This is a genomic window from Acidobacteriota bacterium (assembly GCA_016700075.1).
Lineage (GTDB): Bacteria > Acidobacteriota > Blastocatellia > Pyrinomonadales > Pyrinomonadaceae > OLB17.
Window position 1 is genome coordinate 2,439,404 of sequence record CP065000.1, and the last position, 18,999, is coordinate 2,458,402.

General features: G+C 57.9%; 12 protein-coding genes and 1 tRNA gene. 8 read left to right on the plus strand and 5 right to left on the minus strand.

Annotation, left to right across the window (positions count from 1 at the left end):
• The first annotated feature begins 147 nt into the window (after nucleotides 1-147).
• From IPM50_11085 to IPM50_11100, 4 genes are read left to right on the plus strand one after another with little or no spacing between them, the layout of a single operon-like run.
• Nucleotides 148-1,374, plus strand: coding sequence for a glycosyltransferase family 4 protein (locus tag IPM50_11085; GenBank protein QQS32210.1), 1,227 nt, complete (start codon nucleotides 148-150; stop codon nucleotides 1,372-1,374).
• 46 nt (nucleotides 1,375-1,420) lie between these two features.
• Entirely contained in the window at nucleotides 1,421-3,226 is a 1,806-nt protein-coding gene (locus tag IPM50_11090) for a glycosyl transferase (GenBank protein QQS32211.1), read from the plus strand.
• Nucleotides 3,227-3,246: 20 nt separating this feature from the next.
• Nucleotides 3,247-4,530 (plus strand): tetratricopeptide repeat protein, encoded by a 1,284-nt coding sequence (locus tag IPM50_11095; protein ID QQS32212.1) that lies wholly within the window; start codon nucleotides 3,247-3,249, stop codon nucleotides 4,528-4,530.
• Between the two features lies 1 nt (nucleotide 4,531).
• Nucleotides 4,532-5,884, plus strand: a complete 1,353-nt coding sequence (locus IPM50_11100) for an O-antigen ligase family protein (protein QQS32213.1) — start codon at nucleotides 4,532-4,534, stop codon at nucleotides 5,882-5,884.
• Here the strand turns inward: IPM50_11100 and IPM50_11105 are convergent.
• On the minus strand, nucleotides 5,871-8,396 hold the full coding sequence (locus tag IPM50_11105; protein ID QQS32214.1) for a tetratricopeptide repeat protein: 2,526 nt from the start codon (nucleotides 8,394-8,396) through the stop codon (nucleotides 5,871-5,873). The two genes, IPM50_11100 and IPM50_11105, sit on opposite strands and share 14 nt — an antisense overlap.
• Nucleotides 8,397-8,472: 76 nt before the next feature.
• Here IPM50_11105 and IPM50_11110 point away from each other — a divergent pair, with 76 nt between their 5' ends.
• Complete coding sequence (locus IPM50_11110) at nucleotides 8,473-8,994, plus strand: hypothetical protein (protein QQS32215.1); 522 nt, start codon at nucleotides 8,473-8,475, stop codon at nucleotides 8,992-8,994.
• A 153-nt stretch (nucleotides 8,995-9,147) separates the two neighbouring features.
• On the opposite strand, the gene IPM50_11115 is transcribed toward IPM50_11110, so the two are convergent.
• Complete coding sequence (locus tag IPM50_11115) at nucleotides 9,148-9,597, minus strand: ImmA/IrrE family metallo-endopeptidase (GenBank protein ID QQS32216.1); 450 nt, start codon at nucleotides 9,595-9,597, stop codon at nucleotides 9,148-9,150.
• A gap of 71 nt (nucleotides 9,598-9,668) precedes the next feature.
• Nucleotides 9,669-10,196, minus strand: a complete 528-nt coding sequence (locus IPM50_11120) for a helix-turn-helix domain-containing protein (protein ID QQS32217.1) — start codon at nucleotides 10,194-10,196, stop codon at nucleotides 9,669-9,671.
• Between the two features lie 370 nt (nucleotides 10,197-10,566).
• On the opposite strand from IPM50_11120, the gene IPM50_11125 reads away from it, so the two are divergent.
• Nucleotides 10,567-10,642 (plus strand) — tRNA-Thr (locus IPM50_11125).
• 377 nt (nucleotides 10,643-11,019) lie between these two features.
• Here the strand turns inward: IPM50_11125 and IPM50_11130 are convergent.
• On the minus strand, nucleotides 11,020-14,178 hold the full coding sequence (locus IPM50_11130; GenBank protein QQS32218.1) for a UvrD-helicase domain-containing protein: 3,159 nt from the start codon (nucleotides 14,176-14,178) through the stop codon (nucleotides 11,020-11,022).
• Nucleotides 14,166-16,802, minus strand: a complete 2,637-nt coding sequence (locus IPM50_11135) for a PD-(D/E)XK nuclease family protein (GenBank protein QQS32219.1) — start codon at nucleotides 16,800-16,802, stop codon at nucleotides 14,166-14,168. Before IPM50_11135 ends, IPM50_11130 begins: the two co-directional genes overlap by 13 nt.
• A gap of 101 nt (nucleotides 16,803-16,903) precedes the next feature.
• Between IPM50_11135 and IPM50_11140 the strand changes: the two genes are divergently transcribed.
• Nucleotides 16,904-17,587 carry an META and DUF4377 domain-containing protein gene (locus tag IPM50_11140; protein ID QQS32220.1) on the plus strand — a complete coding sequence of 228 codons (684 nt, stop codon included), beginning with the start codon at nucleotides 16,904-16,906 and terminating at the stop codon, nucleotides 17,585-17,587.
• Between the two features lie 33 nt (nucleotides 17,588-17,620).
• Nucleotides 17,621-18,925: a class I SAM-dependent methyltransferase gene (locus IPM50_11145; GenBank protein ID QQS32221.1), complete on the plus strand. Its 1,305-nt coding sequence runs from the start codon at nucleotides 17,621-17,623 to the stop codon at nucleotides 18,923-18,925.
• Nucleotides 18,926-18,999 lie beyond the last annotated feature (74 nt).

An 18,999-nucleotide genomic window follows, 5' to 3' on the forward strand; every position in this document is an offset into this window, starting at 1 on the left:
ATCGGTTCAATTTCCTCAGCAAAATGCTAAACTAATCGTTATATCGGCAGTCGGCAGCGAACTTCCCGCACGTTCGTATGTGCGGCCGCCGCCGGAGAGGTTCGCTTTTTCGGCCGCGGCTGCACGGCAGGCTGCCGATGGTCTTGAATGTCAGAGAACGTCGAAAAACCGCCTGTCAGAGTGCTGCATATCATCACGCGTATGATCGTCGGCGGAGCACAGGAAAACACGCTGCTTTCGGTCGTCGGGCTCGACGCGATGCCTGAATACGAGGTCGATTTCATCAGCGGCATCGACCGCGGCAGGGAAGGCGAACTTCTGTCGCAGGCGCGTGAAACGACCAACCTCATCGTCGTTGAAGAAATGCGGCGTGCGATCAATCCGGTTCTGGACCTCATTACATTTTGGAAACTTTTTCGGCTCATCAGAAAAGGCCGCTACCACATCGTTCACACCCATTCGTCAAAGGCCTATGTTCTCGGCTGTTTCGCCGCATGGCTCGCACGGACGCCGATCATCATTCAGACCATACACGGCCTCGCGTTTCACGAATATCAGCCTTGGTACATCAACCGAATTTGGAAGCTCGCCAACAGGATCTGCGAGCCGATGACGACCTTTTTCATCAGCGTCTGCGACGATATGTCCAAAAAGACGGTCGCGGCCGGCATCGGCAGGCTCGAAAAATTCCGCACGGTTTACAGCGGCATGGAACTCGATTGGTTCCTGAACGGCAAATTCGACCCGGCAGCGATCCGGCGCGAGTTCGGCATTCCGCAGGAGGCGCCTGTCGTCGGAAAGATAGCGCGGCTTTTTCCTTTGAAAGGCCACGATCAATTGATGGACGCCGCGCCTGAGATCGCCCGGCGTGTGCCGAACGTCCGATTCTTTCTCATCGGCGACGGCATCCTGCTCGAACATCTTCAGGAGCGTGCCCGCGGATACGGCATACTTGAGAATTTCGTCTTTGCGGGCCTGATCGACCGGACGCGGATCCCGGAAATGATATCCGCAATGGACGTCGTCGTGCACACTTCGCTCCGCGAAGGCCTCGCCCGTGTGCTGCCGCAGGGCCTCGCTATGGGCAAGCCGTGCGTCTCTTTCAACCTGGACGGTGCACCCGAGGTCGTTATCGACGGTGTTACGGGTTATCTGGTCGAGCCTTTTGATTATGAAACGCTCGCCGACCGCATCGCGAAATTGCTTGAAAATGAGGAACTTCGCATGGAACTCGGCGCGAACGGCCGCAAACGCGTCGATCCCGATTTTCGCGCCGAAAAGATGGTCGCTGACATCTCTGATGTCTATCAGGAACTGCTTGAGCGTTACGCTCCGCGTGTCGCGGCGTTTGATGCGAAGAGCGGCAGGACTTAATTTATTCTTGCTTGAGCGGTATCCTATTATCGCTTCAAAGGGCTGAATGGGCGGTTTTACCACAAATCCGATCTTCGTCGGTGCGGCTGCGGCCGCTCTGTCGTTATTGCTCACCTATGCAGTCCGCGAGGTCGCGATAAAACGCGGCATCGTTGCAAAGCCCAAAACTGACCGCTGGCACAAACGGCCCACCGCGATGCTCGGCGGCGTCGGCATCATGGCGGCGACGGTCATCGCGTACCTCGCTTTCGTGCCGAAAACAGAAGGCTCGCTCGTTGTAATGGGCGGTGCTGTACTGCTTTTCTTTGTCGGGCTGGTCGATGACCTCCTCAACATACGTCCGTATCAGAAACTGATCGGCCAGCTCGCCGGTGCGGGCATTCTGGTGCTTTCGGGCCTGACGCTGCCGCTTACCGGCAACGCTCTGATCGACATCTGGATCACCGTATTTTGGGTCATCGGCATCACCAACGCCATCAACCTGCTCGACAATATGGACGGCCTGGCCGCAGGCATCGCGGCGATCGCGGCGTTCTCGCTTTCGCTCAATTTCGCGTCGAACGGCCTGACGAACGAACTGTTATTAACGGCAGCATTGATCGGCGCATTGGTCGGTTTTCTCGTTTACAATTTCAATCCTGCGACCATCTTTATGGGCGATTGCGGCTCGATGTTCATCGGGTTTCTGCTGTCAGGTGCCGTGCTGCTCAATCAGGTCGGCGGTCGTTCGCGGGGCATCGTGCCTATCCTGGCGGTTCCGGTGCTGATCCTGCTGGTGCCGATCTTTGATACGACGTTCGTGACGGTGATACGAAAATTGTGGGGCAGAAAGGCATCGCAGGGCGGCCGCGATCACACTTCGCACCGTCTCGTCGCTCTCGGGCTGACCGAGCGAAACGCGGTGCTGATGCTTTACGCTTTCGCAGTGGCCGCCGGTGCTCTTGCTTTGTTCGTCGGCCAGATCGGCCGGTTGCGAGGCCTGGCGATGATAGGCGCGTTCAGCGTCGTTCTGGTCATCATCGGCGTATATCTCTCTCGCGTGAAGGTTTACGAAGGCGAGGACGAAGAAAGTGCGGTCAAGGACAAGGCCGTCTTCGCGTTCCTGCTCGATCTGACATACAAACGCCGCATATTCGAGGTCTTTCTCGACGCTTTCCTGATCATGCTGGCGTACTACTCGGCGTATGCCCTGGTCGTACGCAATTTGGAAGGTTCGACGGCATGGCCGCTTTTTCTGACGACGCTGCCGCTCGTTATCCTGCTAAAGCTGAGCGCGTTCCTGGTGATGGGAGTTTACCGCGGCGTATGGCGGTACACGGGCTTGAGCGATCTGGTGACGATCGGTAAGGGCGTGGTTCTCGGCTCGGTGCTCAGCGTGCTTGCCATACTCTTGCTGTATCGATTCTTCGGCTTTTCGCGAACGGTATTCATGCTTGACGCGATACTGCTGTTCGTCGCTGTCGCGGGCAGCCGCATCGGCTTTCGGCTGATCAGGCAGATCATTCCCATCCCTGCATCAGAGGACAGCAATCGTGTACTCATATTCGGTGCGGGCGACGGAGGCGAGATGGTGCTGCGCGAACTGAACAACAATCCGCAGTGGAAACTGGCGGCCGTCGGCTTTGTTGATGATGACCCGCGAAAGGTGAATAAAAAGATACACGGCCTGACGGTGTTTGACGGAGCGGCCTCGTTGACCGAACTTTGCCGCCGGGAAAAGGTGTCGGAACTGCTGATCTCCGCACGCAATATGACGCCCGAAAGGCTGCGCGAAATTCGCGATGCCTGTGACCTTGCCGAGGTCGCCGTGAAAAAGGCAGAGATGCGCATCGAGCCGCTCGAAAAGATCTGACCGAGCGTCTATTTATTGTATTGAAAGACCTCACGCTCAAAACCCGTAACGTATTTGGCCGCATACTTCTAGTCGCGGCAGTGATCGCCGCGTGTGCCGTCGCATATTTTGGGGTGCAATGGAATTTCGCCAGTGCCATCGCGTGGCGGCTCGACCCTGCGGCGCCCGAGGCGGCATTGCTGGCACCTTATTTGGTCGAGATATCGCCCCGCGACCCGACCGCGCATTTCTTCCTCGCTCAGTTTCACGAAAAGAGCTTTGAACCGGGCAGCGAGGAGCTTGCGATAGCGTCGTATCGCCGTGCCGTCGAACTGTCGCCGCAAAATTACGTTTACAGGCTCGCCCTGGCAAAGGCCCTGAGCTCCGCAGGCGAGGCCGATGCGGCCGCTGCTGAATATGAACGCACGATCGAACTCGCCCCGAATAATTCCAACGTTCAATGGGTCTATGGCAATTTCCTGATCAGGCAGGGACGCTCCGACGAGGGTTTTCGAATGATCTCCGCGGCGCTTTACGGAAACGACGGCTATGCCATGCCGGCGATCACGCTGGCGATGCAGATTTTCGAAGGCGACCTGTCCAAGCTGCGAAACGCCCTCGGCGGATCGGACAACCTCGAAATGGCCCTCGCGTACTATCTGGTCAACGACAAGCGTTATGACGATGCGATGGCGGCATGGCAAACGGTGGTCGACCGCGGGAAGACCGAAAAGACCGCGATGTTCAGCGAATCCTTGGCCGACAGATTCATCGGCGCGAGGCGTTTTGCTCCGGCAGCGGTGATATTGAATAACCTGAACGGAAAACCTGTCGCCGAGGCGGGCGCCGTCAACGATCCGGGTTTTGAAGCGGGCGTAAAGATGCGCGATGCGGGCACGTTCGAGTGGCAGATCGGCAAGGGTGCCGAGCCGCAGATCACGCTGACGGAAAGCGGCGTCCGCAGCGGCCGATACAGCCTGCTGATCATTTTCAATTCGTTCGCGACGGCCGATTTCCGCGAGGTCTCGCAGATCGTCCTCGCTGAACCGAATATGGTATACGAGTTCGAGGCCTGGTATCGGTCCGATCTGAAAACCGACGCGAAATATTATTGGGAAGTGACCGACGCTACGGCGGGAGCGTTGCTTGCCCGCACGGCCGCACTTGCCCCGTCCGCGGAATGGGCGCCGGCAAAAGCGTCGTTCAAGCTGCCCGCGGGCGGCGACGCCGTCATACTGAGGTTCGTTCGCGACGGCTGTGTCGGCCCGACGTGCCCGACCGCAGGCAGGATCGCTTTTGACGACATTACTTTGAGGAAGCTCTAGAATGGCCGAAAAGATCGCAAAAATGCGCCGACGCGAAAGCCGCCCATTGTATGACGGCGAATACTCGCGCATGAATACGGCGGTCTTTCTGCTGCTGCTGTTCATTCCGGCGGCAGCGACGATACTTTTCGGCGGCGTGGACAACAACACATGGGCTCTGATCCAGATCCTTTGGGTTGTCATAGTTGCGCTTTGGGCAGCTGAGGCGTGGAGAACCGATCGGCTTTCGCTGCCGAATTTGCCGCTCGTATTGCCCATACTCGGCCTTGCGGCGGTCGGCTTCATTCAGCTTTTGCCTATCGCGGGCATCGCCTCGCAAGAGCCGATAAATACTCGCCTGCTCGCTCTCAAACTGCTGATATTCGCAACGTTCCTCGCAGCGTCTTTCGCGTTCATCGACACTGACAAACGAATAAAACGCGTCGCCATGTTCGTTGTCATTTTCGGCTCGCTGCTGGCATTTTTCGGTATTCTGCAGCGGCTCGCCAATCCCGACGGCATTTACGGCCTCCGCGAAACGCCGCAGGCGATACCGTTCGGCCCCTTCGTCAATCAGCACCATTTCGCATCGTTCATGCAGATGACGGGCGGCGTTGCGCTAGGGCTGGTTTTCGGCAGGACGCTGTCGCGAAACACCATGCTCCTGATCGCGACCGGCGCCGTGCTGATGGGCACAGCGGTCGCCATGACAAGTTCCCGCGGCGGTATGCTGGGCTTTGCTGCGATGCTCGTTGTTGTTGCGTTCCTGAGTCTGGGCCGGCAAAAGCGAACATCGGAGGACGCAGGCATTTTCACCAAGCTGCGAATGAACGCCGGCATCGTGATCGGCGCGGCCGCAATAATTCTGCTGATCTTAGGAACGGTCCTGTTCGTGGGCGGCGACGAATCGCTCCTCCGCGGCGTCGGCGCGGCCCGGCCCGGCATGGACATTTCGACGGGCCGTTTTCACTTTTGGCCGATCGCGATACAGATCTTCCTCGCCAATCCGATACTCGGTGCGGGCCTGGACGCTTTTGGCGTTGCCTTCACGCGGTACGACACTTGGAACGGAGCTCTCCGCGTCGAACAGGCTCACAATGAATACCTGCAAATGCTTGCAGACGCCGGCGTCGTCGGCTTTCTGCTGCTTGCGGCGTTCATTTTGATGTTCTTCAGAAAGGCGTCAGCGGTGATCGCGTCGGCACACGGTTCGCGGCGTGCGATCGCGGCGGGGGCGTTCGCGGGGTGTTTCGGGATCTTGATACACAGCTTTTTTGATTTTCCGCTGCGTACGTTCTCAAATGGGTTTTTCTTTCTGCTGCTGGTCGTTCTCGCTACGCAAATGACTGACGAGAAGGAAGCTACTCGATCTTGACCTTCAGCTTCTTGCGGCCGCACGGCAGCCGAAATTCTATCTCAAAATCGCCGGTCCTTATTCCCGATGTCGAGACCACGAAAGCCGCCTTGTCCTTCAGCGTGGACGGCGTCATCCACCGCGACACCGCCAGGTCTTCAGGTGCCTGCGAAACAGCGTCCGCGTCGGACACATCGCGGTGATCTTCGGTTCGCAGCGTGATCATCGCGGACCGGCGTCCGCGTTTTAGCACGATATCTTCCTCGTCCAACATCACCTTGCACGGCTCGACGTTCACCGCTGCGGGAACGTCATCAGGCGTCTTGGCATCGGGCGTGGGCGTAGGCTCAGCTGTTGGCGACGGTTCCGGTGTCGGCGATGTCTCCGGTGTCGGTGTCGCGTCGGGCTCAGGCTCGGGCCGCTTTTCTTCGTCTTTTTCAGGACTCTTTTCGGGTTCAGGAGATGCGGCCGGCTCAGGTTCTTCCGTCGGCGTCTCTGCGGGTGTCGGTGTCGCAGCTGGAACGGCGGCCGCAACTTGCGGCGACGGGTCGGGGCCGATCAATTCGTCGAGCCCTTCCAGGCTGCCTTTGATGCGTGAGTAAAGAGCGGCGATGGTCTTGTAGCGAAACGCGTTCGCACCTGCGCTCTTGTAGCTTTTCACATACGTGTCGAGTGCCTCGTCATCCTTGCCCGCGACGGCCAAGGCGGTGCCCAGCCGCCACATGCTCTGACGCCACCACGCGCTGTCCGCCGGAAGCACGCCGACCGCACGACGCAGCCGCAGTACTGCCTCGTCCTTGTTCTCAAGCTCCAGATTTCCCCAGCCTATCAAGTCCTCGACGCGGCCGCGGAGTATGGCCGACAGCGTCGCACGCGGCACATCCGGCGTATTCAGGAACTCGCCCCGCTGCAGAACTGCCCGCCGCGGTTCGTAAAGCTCGCTTGCCAAAATGGCGGCCCAAGCGTCCGGAACATTTAGAGCGGCGTCCAACGACGAGACGGCCTCGCGTGCAAATTCGGTCGCCTTGGCAGCCGCCCGCCGGCGTTCGAGCATCTGTGACGCGGCAAATATTTTGCGGTGCGAACGCATCGCATCCGATCCTGCGGTGAAAGCCGCTGCGGCATCAGCTAGCGAATCGTCGGAAGCCGTTTCGTCATTCAAACTGTTGTTGAATTTGAGCAATGCCGTCAGCAGCGCAGCGTTCTCTTTCGAATCCGCCGCCGCCGGCGTGAATATGCTCGCACGGCGTTCGGGGCCGACCAGCTCCGTAAAGCTGCGGTCCGTCTGCGATATTCGTCCGCCCAGCCGCGTCCTCAGCAGCCCGTCCTCGATGGTGAACGCGGTGGCGAGTTCTTCGGCGGCCTCGCGGTAAAAGCCCGCGGCGGCTCGTGCAGATGCGATCTCGTAAACCAGCGTCGGAAAATTGCCGAACCGCCGTGCTGCCAGGAGTGTGCGTTCCGCTTCGACCGGCTTGCCCTGCATCATCAATGCCCGGCCCAATGCGATATGCGACCAGATGAAACGCGGTTCTGCCGCAATGGCACGCCGTGCCATCTGCTCGGCCTTTTCGGCATCGCCGCGGGCCGCATAAATATACGCCGCGTTGCCCATCAGGATGACATTTCCGGGCGTCTTGGCAAGCAGTTCATTTAGCGCCGTCTCAGCTTCGGCGGCCTTGCCTGCTTCCATTAATGCAAGGACCAGCCCCGTTTCGGCACCGACATTCTCGGGTTCATCCTTCAGTATCGAACGGTATATCTCAGCTGCCTCGTCCGCCTTGCCGAGCGAGCGTTTCGCCTCAGCCAGCCCTCGACGCGCCGCTGCCGACCGCGGATCTCTTTCGACAGCCATTTCAAATGCCGCCGCCGATTCTTCCAACAGAAAATCCATACGGTTTGCCAGGCCCAGCAGCTGGTAACCGGCGGCCGATGCATCGTCGCGTGCGATGACCTCGAGCGCAAGGCGTTTCGTCTCGCCGCCGTTCTCGATGGTCATATAAAATTCGGCCAGACGCAGCAGCCGCGGCGCGCTGCTCTTGACGCGTGCTTCGATCGCCGCCGCCAGTTCCAACGCGGCCTTTTGCTCGCCTCGAAAGAAAAGCTCCTGCGGCAGCGGTGCAAAACCTTCGTTGAACAGGTTGTCGGGAATGGGTTCCGGTGCGGCGGCTACCGCCTTCTTATACAGTTCAAGAGCGGCCGCATTGCTGCGTTCCGAAAGCCGCACATTGCCCGCACCTATATACAGCTCGGCAAGCGTTTTCTGTGCTTCCGGCAGCTTCTCCGACCTCGGGAACTTTGCGGCGAACTTCTCGACCGCCTCGATCCGCTCGAAAGTATCCTCGATCTCAAGCGTCTTTTCCCACTCGGCGTTCTCGTCGACACGCGGCGTCGGCCTGGGCGTTGGTTTGGGTGTGGGCTTCGCGGCCGGCCTCGCGGCTTGCGGGGTCGGCTTTGGGGTCGGTCGCGGCGTGGGACGCTGAGCAAAACCGGCGGCCGCCGTGATCAGAATTATGACGGGAATGAGGGCTTTCATTACTGTTGTTGATTCTATCGTTTGAAAATAATAATGCGAAATTGCCTTTTGCCCCGCCGTTACATATCCTCGCCATATGCTCGAGCTCGACGCGAAATGGTCAGCGATGATCGCCGAGGCAGAACAGCGTGCCGCCGACACCGACCGCCATCTGGTGGCGGAGTACCTGCGGCTGAAAGCACGCAACGACGCCATTCGCGGCGAGGCGGCATCATGGCTTTTCGCGTCGTTCATCGAAGCCGCCGCCGAAGCACAACGCCGCATTTCGGCCATCACTATCGAACGCGATGACCCGCACCGTTTCGCCCTCGGCAATTCGTCGATGTCGGGCGCCTTGCTGCAGATACGGCTTGGAGTAAGATGTCTGTCGGTCGAGGCAGGTTGGGTACGAACACCGTCGGACGGCGTCATGTTCGGCAAGGCATTCGCCGCCGCACGCATCCGTCATTTCGGCTTTCCGAAACACGGCGACACACTGCATCTGCTTTATCGCGGCGATCTGCCGAAATGGCACATCGTGCGCGAGGACGAGGACCCCACGGAATTCACGACAGGGCGCCTCGCCGAACACATCGCTCTGCTCATCGACGATGCCTAACTCTCGCACCTTTGGGCTTTTCCTTTGCTGCTCTCCGTCTTTGCGGACTTTGCGGGATCTTATCTTAGCGGCTTTGCGGCTTGGCGGGAAAGTTTGAACGCGATCCCAAAGTAACTGCAACTAAGGCTTAGCTATTCAATTTCCACCCGTGCATCAGATCCCATACTTCTCATACACCTCGAACCGCTCCGCGATCTGCTCGGGCGATAAATGAGTTTCGTCCAAAAGCTCTTCCGCCGTCATAGTTTCGACCCTCGATTTTGGGATCAGAGCACACAAAGCGAAAAGGTCCGCCTCTTTTTCTTTCCGTGTCCGCTCGCCGACGCGGTGGAAATTCGCCGTCGCCCCGGTCTCCGGCACGTGCAGCAGAAAATGGCCAAGCTCGTGAAACATAACGAACATTCGTTGTGCCTGAGGCAGTCGGCTGTCAACCGCGATATAGTCCTTTCCTTTAAGCCGAAAATAAAATCCGCCGGTCGCAAGCGGCATTTCTTGATACGTCACCTTGAACCGCCGGCATAGCCTGAAAGCATCAGCTTCCGTCAATACACGTTCGTTCCAGCCGATCTTGAGCTGCTTTATTTTTTCGACAAGGAAATGCATATATGGGAGTATGTATCACTGATGCAATTTTCAAATGATAGCGAAACATCGAAAACAGCGCAAGGAATTTGCTATTCGGCGGAAAGGGAGTGGTCGATGGCGCGTTTTGCGTCCATTATCGCAGCATACTTCTGATCATCGGTAAAGCCCGCCCAACCGCGGAAAAATACGACATCGAAATCGCTCGGATATTCGCGTCCTTCGACCGTAAACCATTCCTGCATAATGGCTTGCGGGTCGTTAAGACGAGCGATCGCCTCGCGCACGCTGAAGACAGCGGACGATGTCAATGCCGTTCTTGCATTGCCGAACCGTTCGTCGAGTTTTTCGTCGATCATCTGCGATATCTTCTCTTCGATGAACCGGCCGAGGCTCATCGGAGCCGTGTCGCCTGCGTACATCTCGCCGCGGCCTGACAGCAGCCAGTTAAGCGAGACCCCCGTCTCATCCGCGATCTTTATCAGCACTTCAGGTGCCGGCAGGCGGCCGTTGAAATAGTTCCTGACCGTCGCGTGCGGCAGTTCGAGCCGCCTTGCCACATCGGCCATCGTGTCGCCCTCAAATGTTCGCTTCAAACGCTCGACAAATTCCTTGTTCATATTCGCTCTAATTCGCTGTTATTTGCTGTAACGTCCGTTTATTCCAATATGCCGAATGTTAACCCAGTACTCCGCATGACGCAATCGCACATCGCAGATGCCGGCACAAAAGGATGCGAACCGCCACGACCGGAGCCCTTTGTCTCTTCCTCCTCTGCGGTCTCTGCGGCCTTTGCGTTTGATATCTGCTTATCACTTGCGGCGTACATTGCTTGACACAGGCTGCGCGCGAAACGTATATTTTCAGTTCGGCCTCGAACGCCAAAACCCGTTCGCCCGGTGCTTGTTGACAGTCTCAAAGTGCGTTGCTTGCTCGGCTTTTCTGACCGTTCGGCTCACTTTCCAACGCTCCCGGCCGCCGCTTTGACAAGCCACCCTAGCTCAGTTGGTAGAGCATTCGATTCGTAATCGAAAGGTCGTCGGTTCAAATCCGACGGGTGGCTCCACATCTCCGCCGGACCGCAGGCAGCCTGCTCGCAGGCATTTTTCAGTCGATCTTCCAATCGAACAAATTTCTAGAACTCTTACACCGGATATCGCCTGTGCCGACGCGCGGGCTTCTGTAGCCTAAGCAGGCAGGTAGCCTGCGGGTCTACCAGGGAGAACCGCTTTCGTGAGGAAGTGGCTATGATGCAGGCTGGCAGCCTGCGCTCCGGCGGAAATGCCACGCTCTTCACGAGCGGGGTATTTTGTTAAAGAACGAAGTTGCAGAATCCCGCGCGTAAGCAAGGGCGATAGCGAACGACCAAAGCTTACAAAATGATCACAGGCATCTTCCGACGAAGCTCCACCCGTATGACGACGCTCCGGATATCGCCCTTGCTCACGCGCGGGCCTCTGCACTCTCGGGGCAGATGGTTTTGAAGGGGCAGTAGGTGCAGTTGGCGACGGACGGCGTCGCGGTGTGGTCGCCGGCGAGTATGCGCGCGGCGAGTGCGTGGGCTTCGGCGTCGAGAGCGGCAAATGCATCGCCGCTCCATTCGTGAAGCGTGTCGTGGCGGAGATAGGCGATCACTGCCCGCTGCCTGTCGAAAGCCTTTGCATACGCCCATAGTTGGAACTGATGTTCGTCGGGGTGCATTTCGGAGTCGGTCTTGAAATCGAGCACGACGTCGTCGGTCACATAATCAGCGTTGCCGTGTATATTCAGCCCGCCGGCCGACGTCTTGAAAGGCACTTCGTAACGAGCGAGGTCAGAACGCACGCCGTCAAATTGCGGCGATCCGCGGAAAACGTTCGCCAGCCGCAACGCCTCTGACAGATCCTCATCTGTCGCATCGACGGTAAAATCCCGCAGCTCATCGACCGAATAGACCTCCATCTCCAGGGCCTGATGCGTCAGCGACCCGATCTTGGCGGCGTTCGATCCGCCTTCGCCCGCGATGCCGGGATGGCCTTCGATAAATTGATAGCGGAATTGTTTCGGGCATTTCGCATAAACCGAAAGCCCCGTCGCCGTTACCGAAGCGGGAACAGCCGGAATGGTGTCGAGCATTTCTTCAATGTCTGCCGCCGCGGCTGCCGTTGCGCGAGGCGTGGGTGGCTTTGCCTTCTGCTCGTCAAAAGGTATGAACTGCGGTTCGATGCCGGCGTTTGCCAGCCCTTCGTTCAATATCTTGAGCGCGTATTTGTCGTGCTCCGTTGCCGACAAAACGACACATTGCTTTGCGCGCGTGATCGCGACGTAGAGCAGACGCCGCAGCTCTGCCTCTTCGCGGCGTTTTTTGCGGGCGCGTATCAGCTTGAATATCGCTCCCTGTTCGCGTTCGGCGTCCTCGCCTTCGACCGAGAATGTCACGCCTATCTCTTCATCTATCAATAGTTTAGAGCTGTCCGACTTCGGCATTCGTGCCAGGTCCGGCACGAAAACGACGTCCCATTCCAGGCCTTTTGCCTTGTGAATTGTCATCAGTGACACGGCGTCGCCCGCCTGTATCTGCGGCCGCGGGACCTCGGCCTCGGCTCGCAGCAATTCGCGTATCGAACGCACGACGCCGAACACGTCCGAACGGCCTTCGGAGCCGAGATCGCGTATGAATTCACGGATCCCGCGAAGGTCAGCGGAGCGGCGGTTCGACTGCGGCAGATTTGCTACTATCGCGGAATATCCCGTTATGCGGTCCGCGAGAGCGATAACCGCATCGGCAGTCAGCGTGCGGCTCTGTTCCAAAAGCTCCGTCAACATCGCCGCTTCTTTTTCAAATTCGGACCGGCGTCGAATTGCGTCCCACCAGACGATGTCGCGGCCTTCGGCAAGTGCGGCGGCAAGCAATTTTGTGTCGCTGACCGCAAAGAAAGGGCTCCGTAGCAAAGCGACGAGCGGCAGGTTGTCCTCGGGCCGAGCGAGAAACTGCAGCAGCGAATAGATGTCCGTCGCCTCGCGCGTCTCCAGCAGGCTGCCGCCGCCGAAATGCACCGCCGGAATGCCGCGGGCGAGCAGTGCGTCCAAATAGATATCGAGCGGTTGCCAGACGCGGGCTAGTATCGCTATGTCCTTATATGCGACGTTGTTTTCGGCGTGGAGCGAGGCGATCTTTTCCGCGATAAAGTCAGCCTCGATCCGCTGCAGCATATGCTTGCCGATGCCTTCGCCTTCCGTCACGTGCAGCGAGATGAACGGCGGCGGATGGGCGGTGTCCTCGGTGAACGCATTCAGATCCTGATGAATGGTGCCAAGCACCGTACGGAATACAGCGTTCGTATTTTCCACCAGTGCTGAGTGCGAACGGTACGACAGGCTGAGCTCGACCTGTTGGCCGCCAAGCTCGCTGACGATGCGCCCGCGAAACCTGGCGAAAACGTCAACGTCCGCACCGCGAAAACCGTATATCGACTGTTTTTCATCGCCGACGATGGTCAGCTGCGTGCCTGCGCAGAGGCTCTCGATGATCGCTGCTTGTATGGGGTTCGTGTCCTGAAACTCGTCCACTAATATCGCCTTCCAACGCTCGGCGTAATGTGCGACGGCCTCTTTGTTCTTGAGTATCTCGTGTGCGTTCAGTTCCAGGTCATTGAAATCGACCAGCTTGTTCTTCAGCTTTTCCTCTCGTAAGAATTGCCGGACCAACCGATACGCATCTGCCAACGCATCGATCATTTCGGCGACCGCCTCGTCGGCAGGGCCGAAATCAACGACAGCAAGCCCGGCATGTTCGCGCGTTTGATCGCGTAAGTTTTTGAGCAGTTCGCGTACGATCTCGAGCTGACCCTCGTTCCAGTTGGCCTTTGCTCCAACGTTGCCAGGCCTATGAATATTGAAAACATCGAGTATCGGCTTCAGAGAAACGGTGCGGCTGGCGTCGCTCATCGCATTCACGGCATCTGCGCGGGCGGCTTCCAGTTTGTCGCCGGCGGGGCCTTGGATGCTCTTCAGATTTCCTTCTGTCAGCCGCCAAAAGTCCGAATTGATAAGTTCCAAAGCCTCTTGACGGCGCATTTCGTCAAACTTGGCGGCCCAATGATCGGTGCCTTGCCCGAGAGCGGCGTCCGAGCGAAAAGGGTCTTTCAGCAGTTCGGCAACGGCTTCGTTGATGAACGAGAAGCCCACCAGCTTTACGGTTTCGGGCGGTATTTGCGCGATGGCCTCGTCAAATTTTTCCAGCTCCCAGAGTTTCGACGTCACGTCGTCCATGATCTCGAAATCGGGCGGCAGGCCGGCGATGTCGTAATGGTCGCGGCAGATGCGTGCGGACAGCGAGTGGATGGTACTGATCTGTGCGGCCTCGAGTTCTGCGATGGTCTCTTCGCTAGCACCTTCCTCGATCAGGACCTTTCTGATGCGCGAACGAAGCTCAGCGGCGGCCTTTTCAGTAAATGTAACGGCAACTATCGAGAGCGGCGACAGGCCGTCCACGCTGACGTGGTGCAGATAACGGTGCGATAGCATCGCCGTTTTGCCCGTGCCGGCGCCGGCGGTCACGGCGACGCTAGTCGCTGCTGTCGCTGCCCGCTGCTGATCCGGATTTAGACTTACTCGTTCCACGTTTTTCTTTCCAGCCGATGGCCTTTTCTGCAGACCGCGGTGAAGTCACAATATTTACACGCCTCGTTCCTGCTGTCGGGGTCGATCGGGAAAGCACCCGCCGCTAGGCGTCCCTTGATCTTTTTGACCAACTCGGCGACGCGTTCTATGGTGTTGTCTCGTCCTGCGGGCAATTTCTTTGCCTTGGTCAGCGAATAGTAGTTGCTGTCGCCGACGTTTCCTTTTGGATATAGGGCCCTCAGCGCGACCTCCGCATAGACCGGGATCTGAACATCGATCTTCAGTTTTCCGGTTTCGTCCTTTGCCCCGTTCGGTTTTACGGAGCTCGTTTTGTAATCGATGGCGATCAGTTTGCCGCCCAGCCTATCGATGCGGTCGATCCAGCCCGTCAGGCGGAGCCCGAGCCATGTCGTTTCGAACTTTTTTTCAGCGGCAATTATCGTGCTGCCTTCCGGCAGAAAATCGTCTGCCTTGATCGCCCTCTCCAGCGTTCTCAGGTGCTCGTCCGCCTGCAGCTCCCAGTTCGTATACGCGGGAAGTTCGACATCAGGGTCTTCTTCCGCTGCGCGGAATGCGGCCTCCAAAGCTTCGAGTATCGCGGTCCTTTGATCCGGTGCGTCGAGAGCGCTCAGCGTCGCAAGTTCGATCACCTTGTGATAGAACGATCCGCGGTGTGCGAAATCGAGTGCGGGCTCGAGCTCGTCGGGCTCGGCAAGATTGAGTAAACGCTGGGCGAACCACCGAAAACTGCATTGCCCGAATTGCGTGAACTGCGACACGCTCCAGCTGCGTTTCGCTGCGTCGATCGCGATGCCTGCGATGCCGTCGTATTCGTCGTAAACGGTGCCGACCTCGCGGTTCTTTTCGATCGCGAATCTGCGGCGTGCGTCTTCCAGTACGCCGTCTGTATCGCCCGCGGCGGTCAATAAAAATGCACGCCGTTCCTCCGGGCTGGCAGCAAACGGTTTTTCCTGAACGAACGCGGGTTCGAGCCCAAGACGGTCGAAGAATGGGCTTTTCAGCAGTTCGCCGCCGCTGCCCATTTCGGCGAAGGAGAGCGTCACGCCCCGCTTTGCCGCAAGCAGCGACAGGCAAAACGCGAGCGATTCCCAGCGGCCGACCTCGGCCGCCTCCTCGAATTCGATCCCGTGTTGAGCGAGCCGTTTGCGTTCGTAAAAATCGACCGCCGGATTATCGACCGCGTGTGCGGGAAAATGCCCTTCGGCGAGTCCGATGACGAAAAGGTGGTCGAACGACGAGCCGAAGATCGACTCAGGCCCGAGCAGTTCGACGCCGGCACGCGACGTCGAAAAAGGAACGGCCGTTTCCCACAACGCTTCAAGACAGATGGCACGGAATTGCGAAAAACTGAATCGCCGCTCCGCCTCGAGCTGCGACAGCGTCCGCATCTCGCTGAAAAACGCCTCGCGGGCGTTCATTTCTGCGCTGTCGGCGGCGGTGCGTGCCTCTACACGGAAACTCTCAAAAACACGGTCGATGTAGCCGAGCCAGCCCTTGAGAGTCTGCTGTTCCGGCGGCGCGAAAAATGATGTATCGATGCCCGCTTCTGCCCATTTGTCCAGGCCCGAAAAATGCTCCTGCCGAGCTTTTTCCAGCGTTTCGCTGCTGACGCCCGGCCCGAAACGATGCATCAGCAGCCGTACCGTCTCTTCGAACGGCATGCTGTTCTCAATGGTCTCGAGCAGCAGCCGAAGGAACTCGCCGAAGGAAGTGTGCAGAGCTGGAATACGCCGATGTATCTGGATCGGCATTCCGAATTCAGCCGCCACTGAGGCGAACGCGGGAGCAAAGTTTTCAGGTTTACGGCTGACGATCGCAATGCGGTGAGCGGGCGTGCCGTCGGCGATCAGACGCTTGCAGCGGCCGAGCACACCGCGGACCTCTGCATCGATGTTCTCGAATTTCAGCGCCGGAGCGGGAACTTCGCCCGAGATCCCAAAGAATTTCCTCGCCAAAGCGGCACCTGAACGATCGTCTTCGCCCTGTTCGGAGTTTTGCTTGGTCCAGCCGCGCATTTCCAGCCAATCGGCCCATCGGCGGTTCGTCTGAAAAACGGCGTCATCGCCGCAGGGCAGGTACAAGATGCTTCCGTCGCCGGCCGCTGCGTCGATGAACTCGATCTCTTCATGACGCGCCCTGAAATGCCCCCAGATGAGCAGCGGGATCGTGTCGGGGCCGAGCCGTGACGCGCGGATCAATATCTCTTCATCGTCCACTGCGGCGATGTTTGCGAGCTCCTCGCGATAGCCGATAACGATCTTTGCCAGGTCGGTAACCCGCGGCGAGCCGAACTGCATGAGGTCATCGGTATCGATGCGTGTCCGCAGAATTGTCGTCAGGGTCTCGTTGATGCGAGCTGCATACGGGGCCGGATCGGTGCTGCTCAAAACACTCTTGATGACGCGTTTCAACAGGTATCGCGACCGCAGTTTCGGCAGCACTTTGAGTTCGTTGCGATGCAGTGTCTCGCGGGCCAGCTTTTCCAGCGTTTCGCAGGCGACGTTCAGTTCATTCGCGGCGTTCCGATGCGGCGTGATGACGGTCAGCCCTGCGGGGATCTCCGCAGGTGCCGTCGGGAACGGGTCTGTGATAACGATTCGCATCAGATGGTTGTCAATAGAGTATCGGTTCAAGTAAGATTTTTCGCAAGAATGGCGAGCCCGATCGTTCAATTTTTCGGCGTACAAAGCCAAGGGGAATACTAATGAGAACACAGTTGGTCATATTTTCGGTATTTACAATTTTATTTGTCGGGATGGCCGTTTCGGCACAGCGTCCCGCAGCAGATGACTGGCAGCTTGTCAGCTACAAGCTCGACCAGATGAACGTCGCTCTCGGTGATAAGAAGATCACGATGAGCGTCGATACGAAAGAAGGCCGCGTCGCCGGAAATTCAGGCTGCAACCGCTTTACGGGTGCGTTCAAATTCGAGGAAACCGGCCGTCTGAAGGTCGGCCCTATCGCAGGCACGATGATGGCTTGTCCTGAACCATGGATGACGTTCGAGCGAATGTTCCTAAAGACGCTCGAGGGGGCCGACGCGTTCTCTTTCGAAACGGGCGTGCTGACCGTCACCGACACCGATACGGGCAATTTTCTGCGGTTCAAACCGGCCGAAAAGCCGATGATCATGACCTGGTACGTCAATAAAAAGGTCGTTGACTGCATGGGAGCCGTAAAATCGAAGTGTCTGCAGGTAAAGGAAACCAAGGACGGCCAATGGCAGGATTTCTTCGGTCCGATACAGGGCTTCAATTTCCGCAAGGACTACTATTCAGTGATCGAGGTCGAACGCGTTCGACTGCCGGATCCGGCCGCAGGTGCATCTGCCTACGAACATCGTCTGATCCGCATCATCAAACAGACGAAAAAGGAAAAGGAACTTTAAGCCCGAGGCGCCGGGCATTTTATTAAAACTGAGATGAGTAAATCCGGCGTCGTCCTGATCATCTACACAACAAAATACAGGCTCGGCGGCCATCAGTTTCCGGTGGTCGCCGAAACTTTGGCTGCCGAAAAACGTGACGCCGGCAGCGAGGTGCTCGTACGCGCGGTCGAGAGCAAACGCTACGTTCTCGCCGCGATCGCCGAGGTTGCCGAGGGCGGAAAGCAGATCGCAGAGTTCATCTTCGTCGGGCATTCGGGAATGTACGGGCCGATGTTCGGCACTGTCGCTTTTCCCGAGCAGTTCTCGCCATACGAGTGGGAGCAGATTTCGATACCGTTCGCTGCGGACGGCTCGGCATCGTTCTACTGCTGCCGTTCTGCACGCTGGTTCGCACCGTTCTTCGCACGCACATTCGGCGTTCCGGCATACGGATTCTTTTGGTACACCACATTTTCCCGCGACAAAGAACGCTATGTTGCCGCCGGCGACAGCACGCGGCCGCCGCTCTACACCATCGGCTGCAAAGGCCGCAAATCACACGGCATCAAGGCAACATTTCAAAAGCGCCTGGGCATGATGCCCGCCGAGAAAATGAAGCGTTTCGAGCCGCGGCCGGCGAACGGAAACGCTTCGTATGACAAGGTCGCGGAGCTTTACGACGCGGCGTTTCAGGACATTCGCGTCCGCCAAGACGAATGGAAATGGCTGAACGAACATCTACCCGCGGGCAAGATCGACGTGCTCGACATCGGCTGCGGAAACGGCGCCTTGCTGAACGCCCTGAGCGACCGGATCGCAACGGGAGTCGGCGTCGATGAATCCGCCGCCATGATCGAACGGGCAAGACGCAAGAATTCTGAAATTTCAAATTTGAGATTTGAAACCATTGACGGCCCTATCTTGCCGTTTCCCGATAATTCGTTTGACGTCGTGACGTCGCTGATGTCATTCCGCTACTTGGATTGGGATCCGCTGTTGGCTGAGATAAAGCGCGTGACGCGGCCGGGCGGCAAGCTGCTGATCGTCGATATGGTCACGGTTCCCGTGAAAACCGCCGAATATCCGCGGCTGATCGGCGACAAGCTCCGCACCATGCGCAACCAAAAGGCCAACGTACGTTTCGACGCGGCGTTAAAAGAACTGGTCTCGCATCCTGACTGGAAAAAGATGCTCGAATACAATCCCATTCGCTCCGAACACGAGATGAAATGGTATCTTGAGAGCCGTTTTCCCAGCCGCAAAATGGAGATACTCAATATGGCGTGGCATTCGCGGATCGTGGCATTTGACAGCGGCCCGGTCGAACGCGGCATCGAAGCGAAACTGACGTATCCGTAATGAACTGCCCGCAAATATAACGAATATCCGCGAATGTTGGTTTGGGATCTTTTATTTGTGTTCATTCGCTTTAT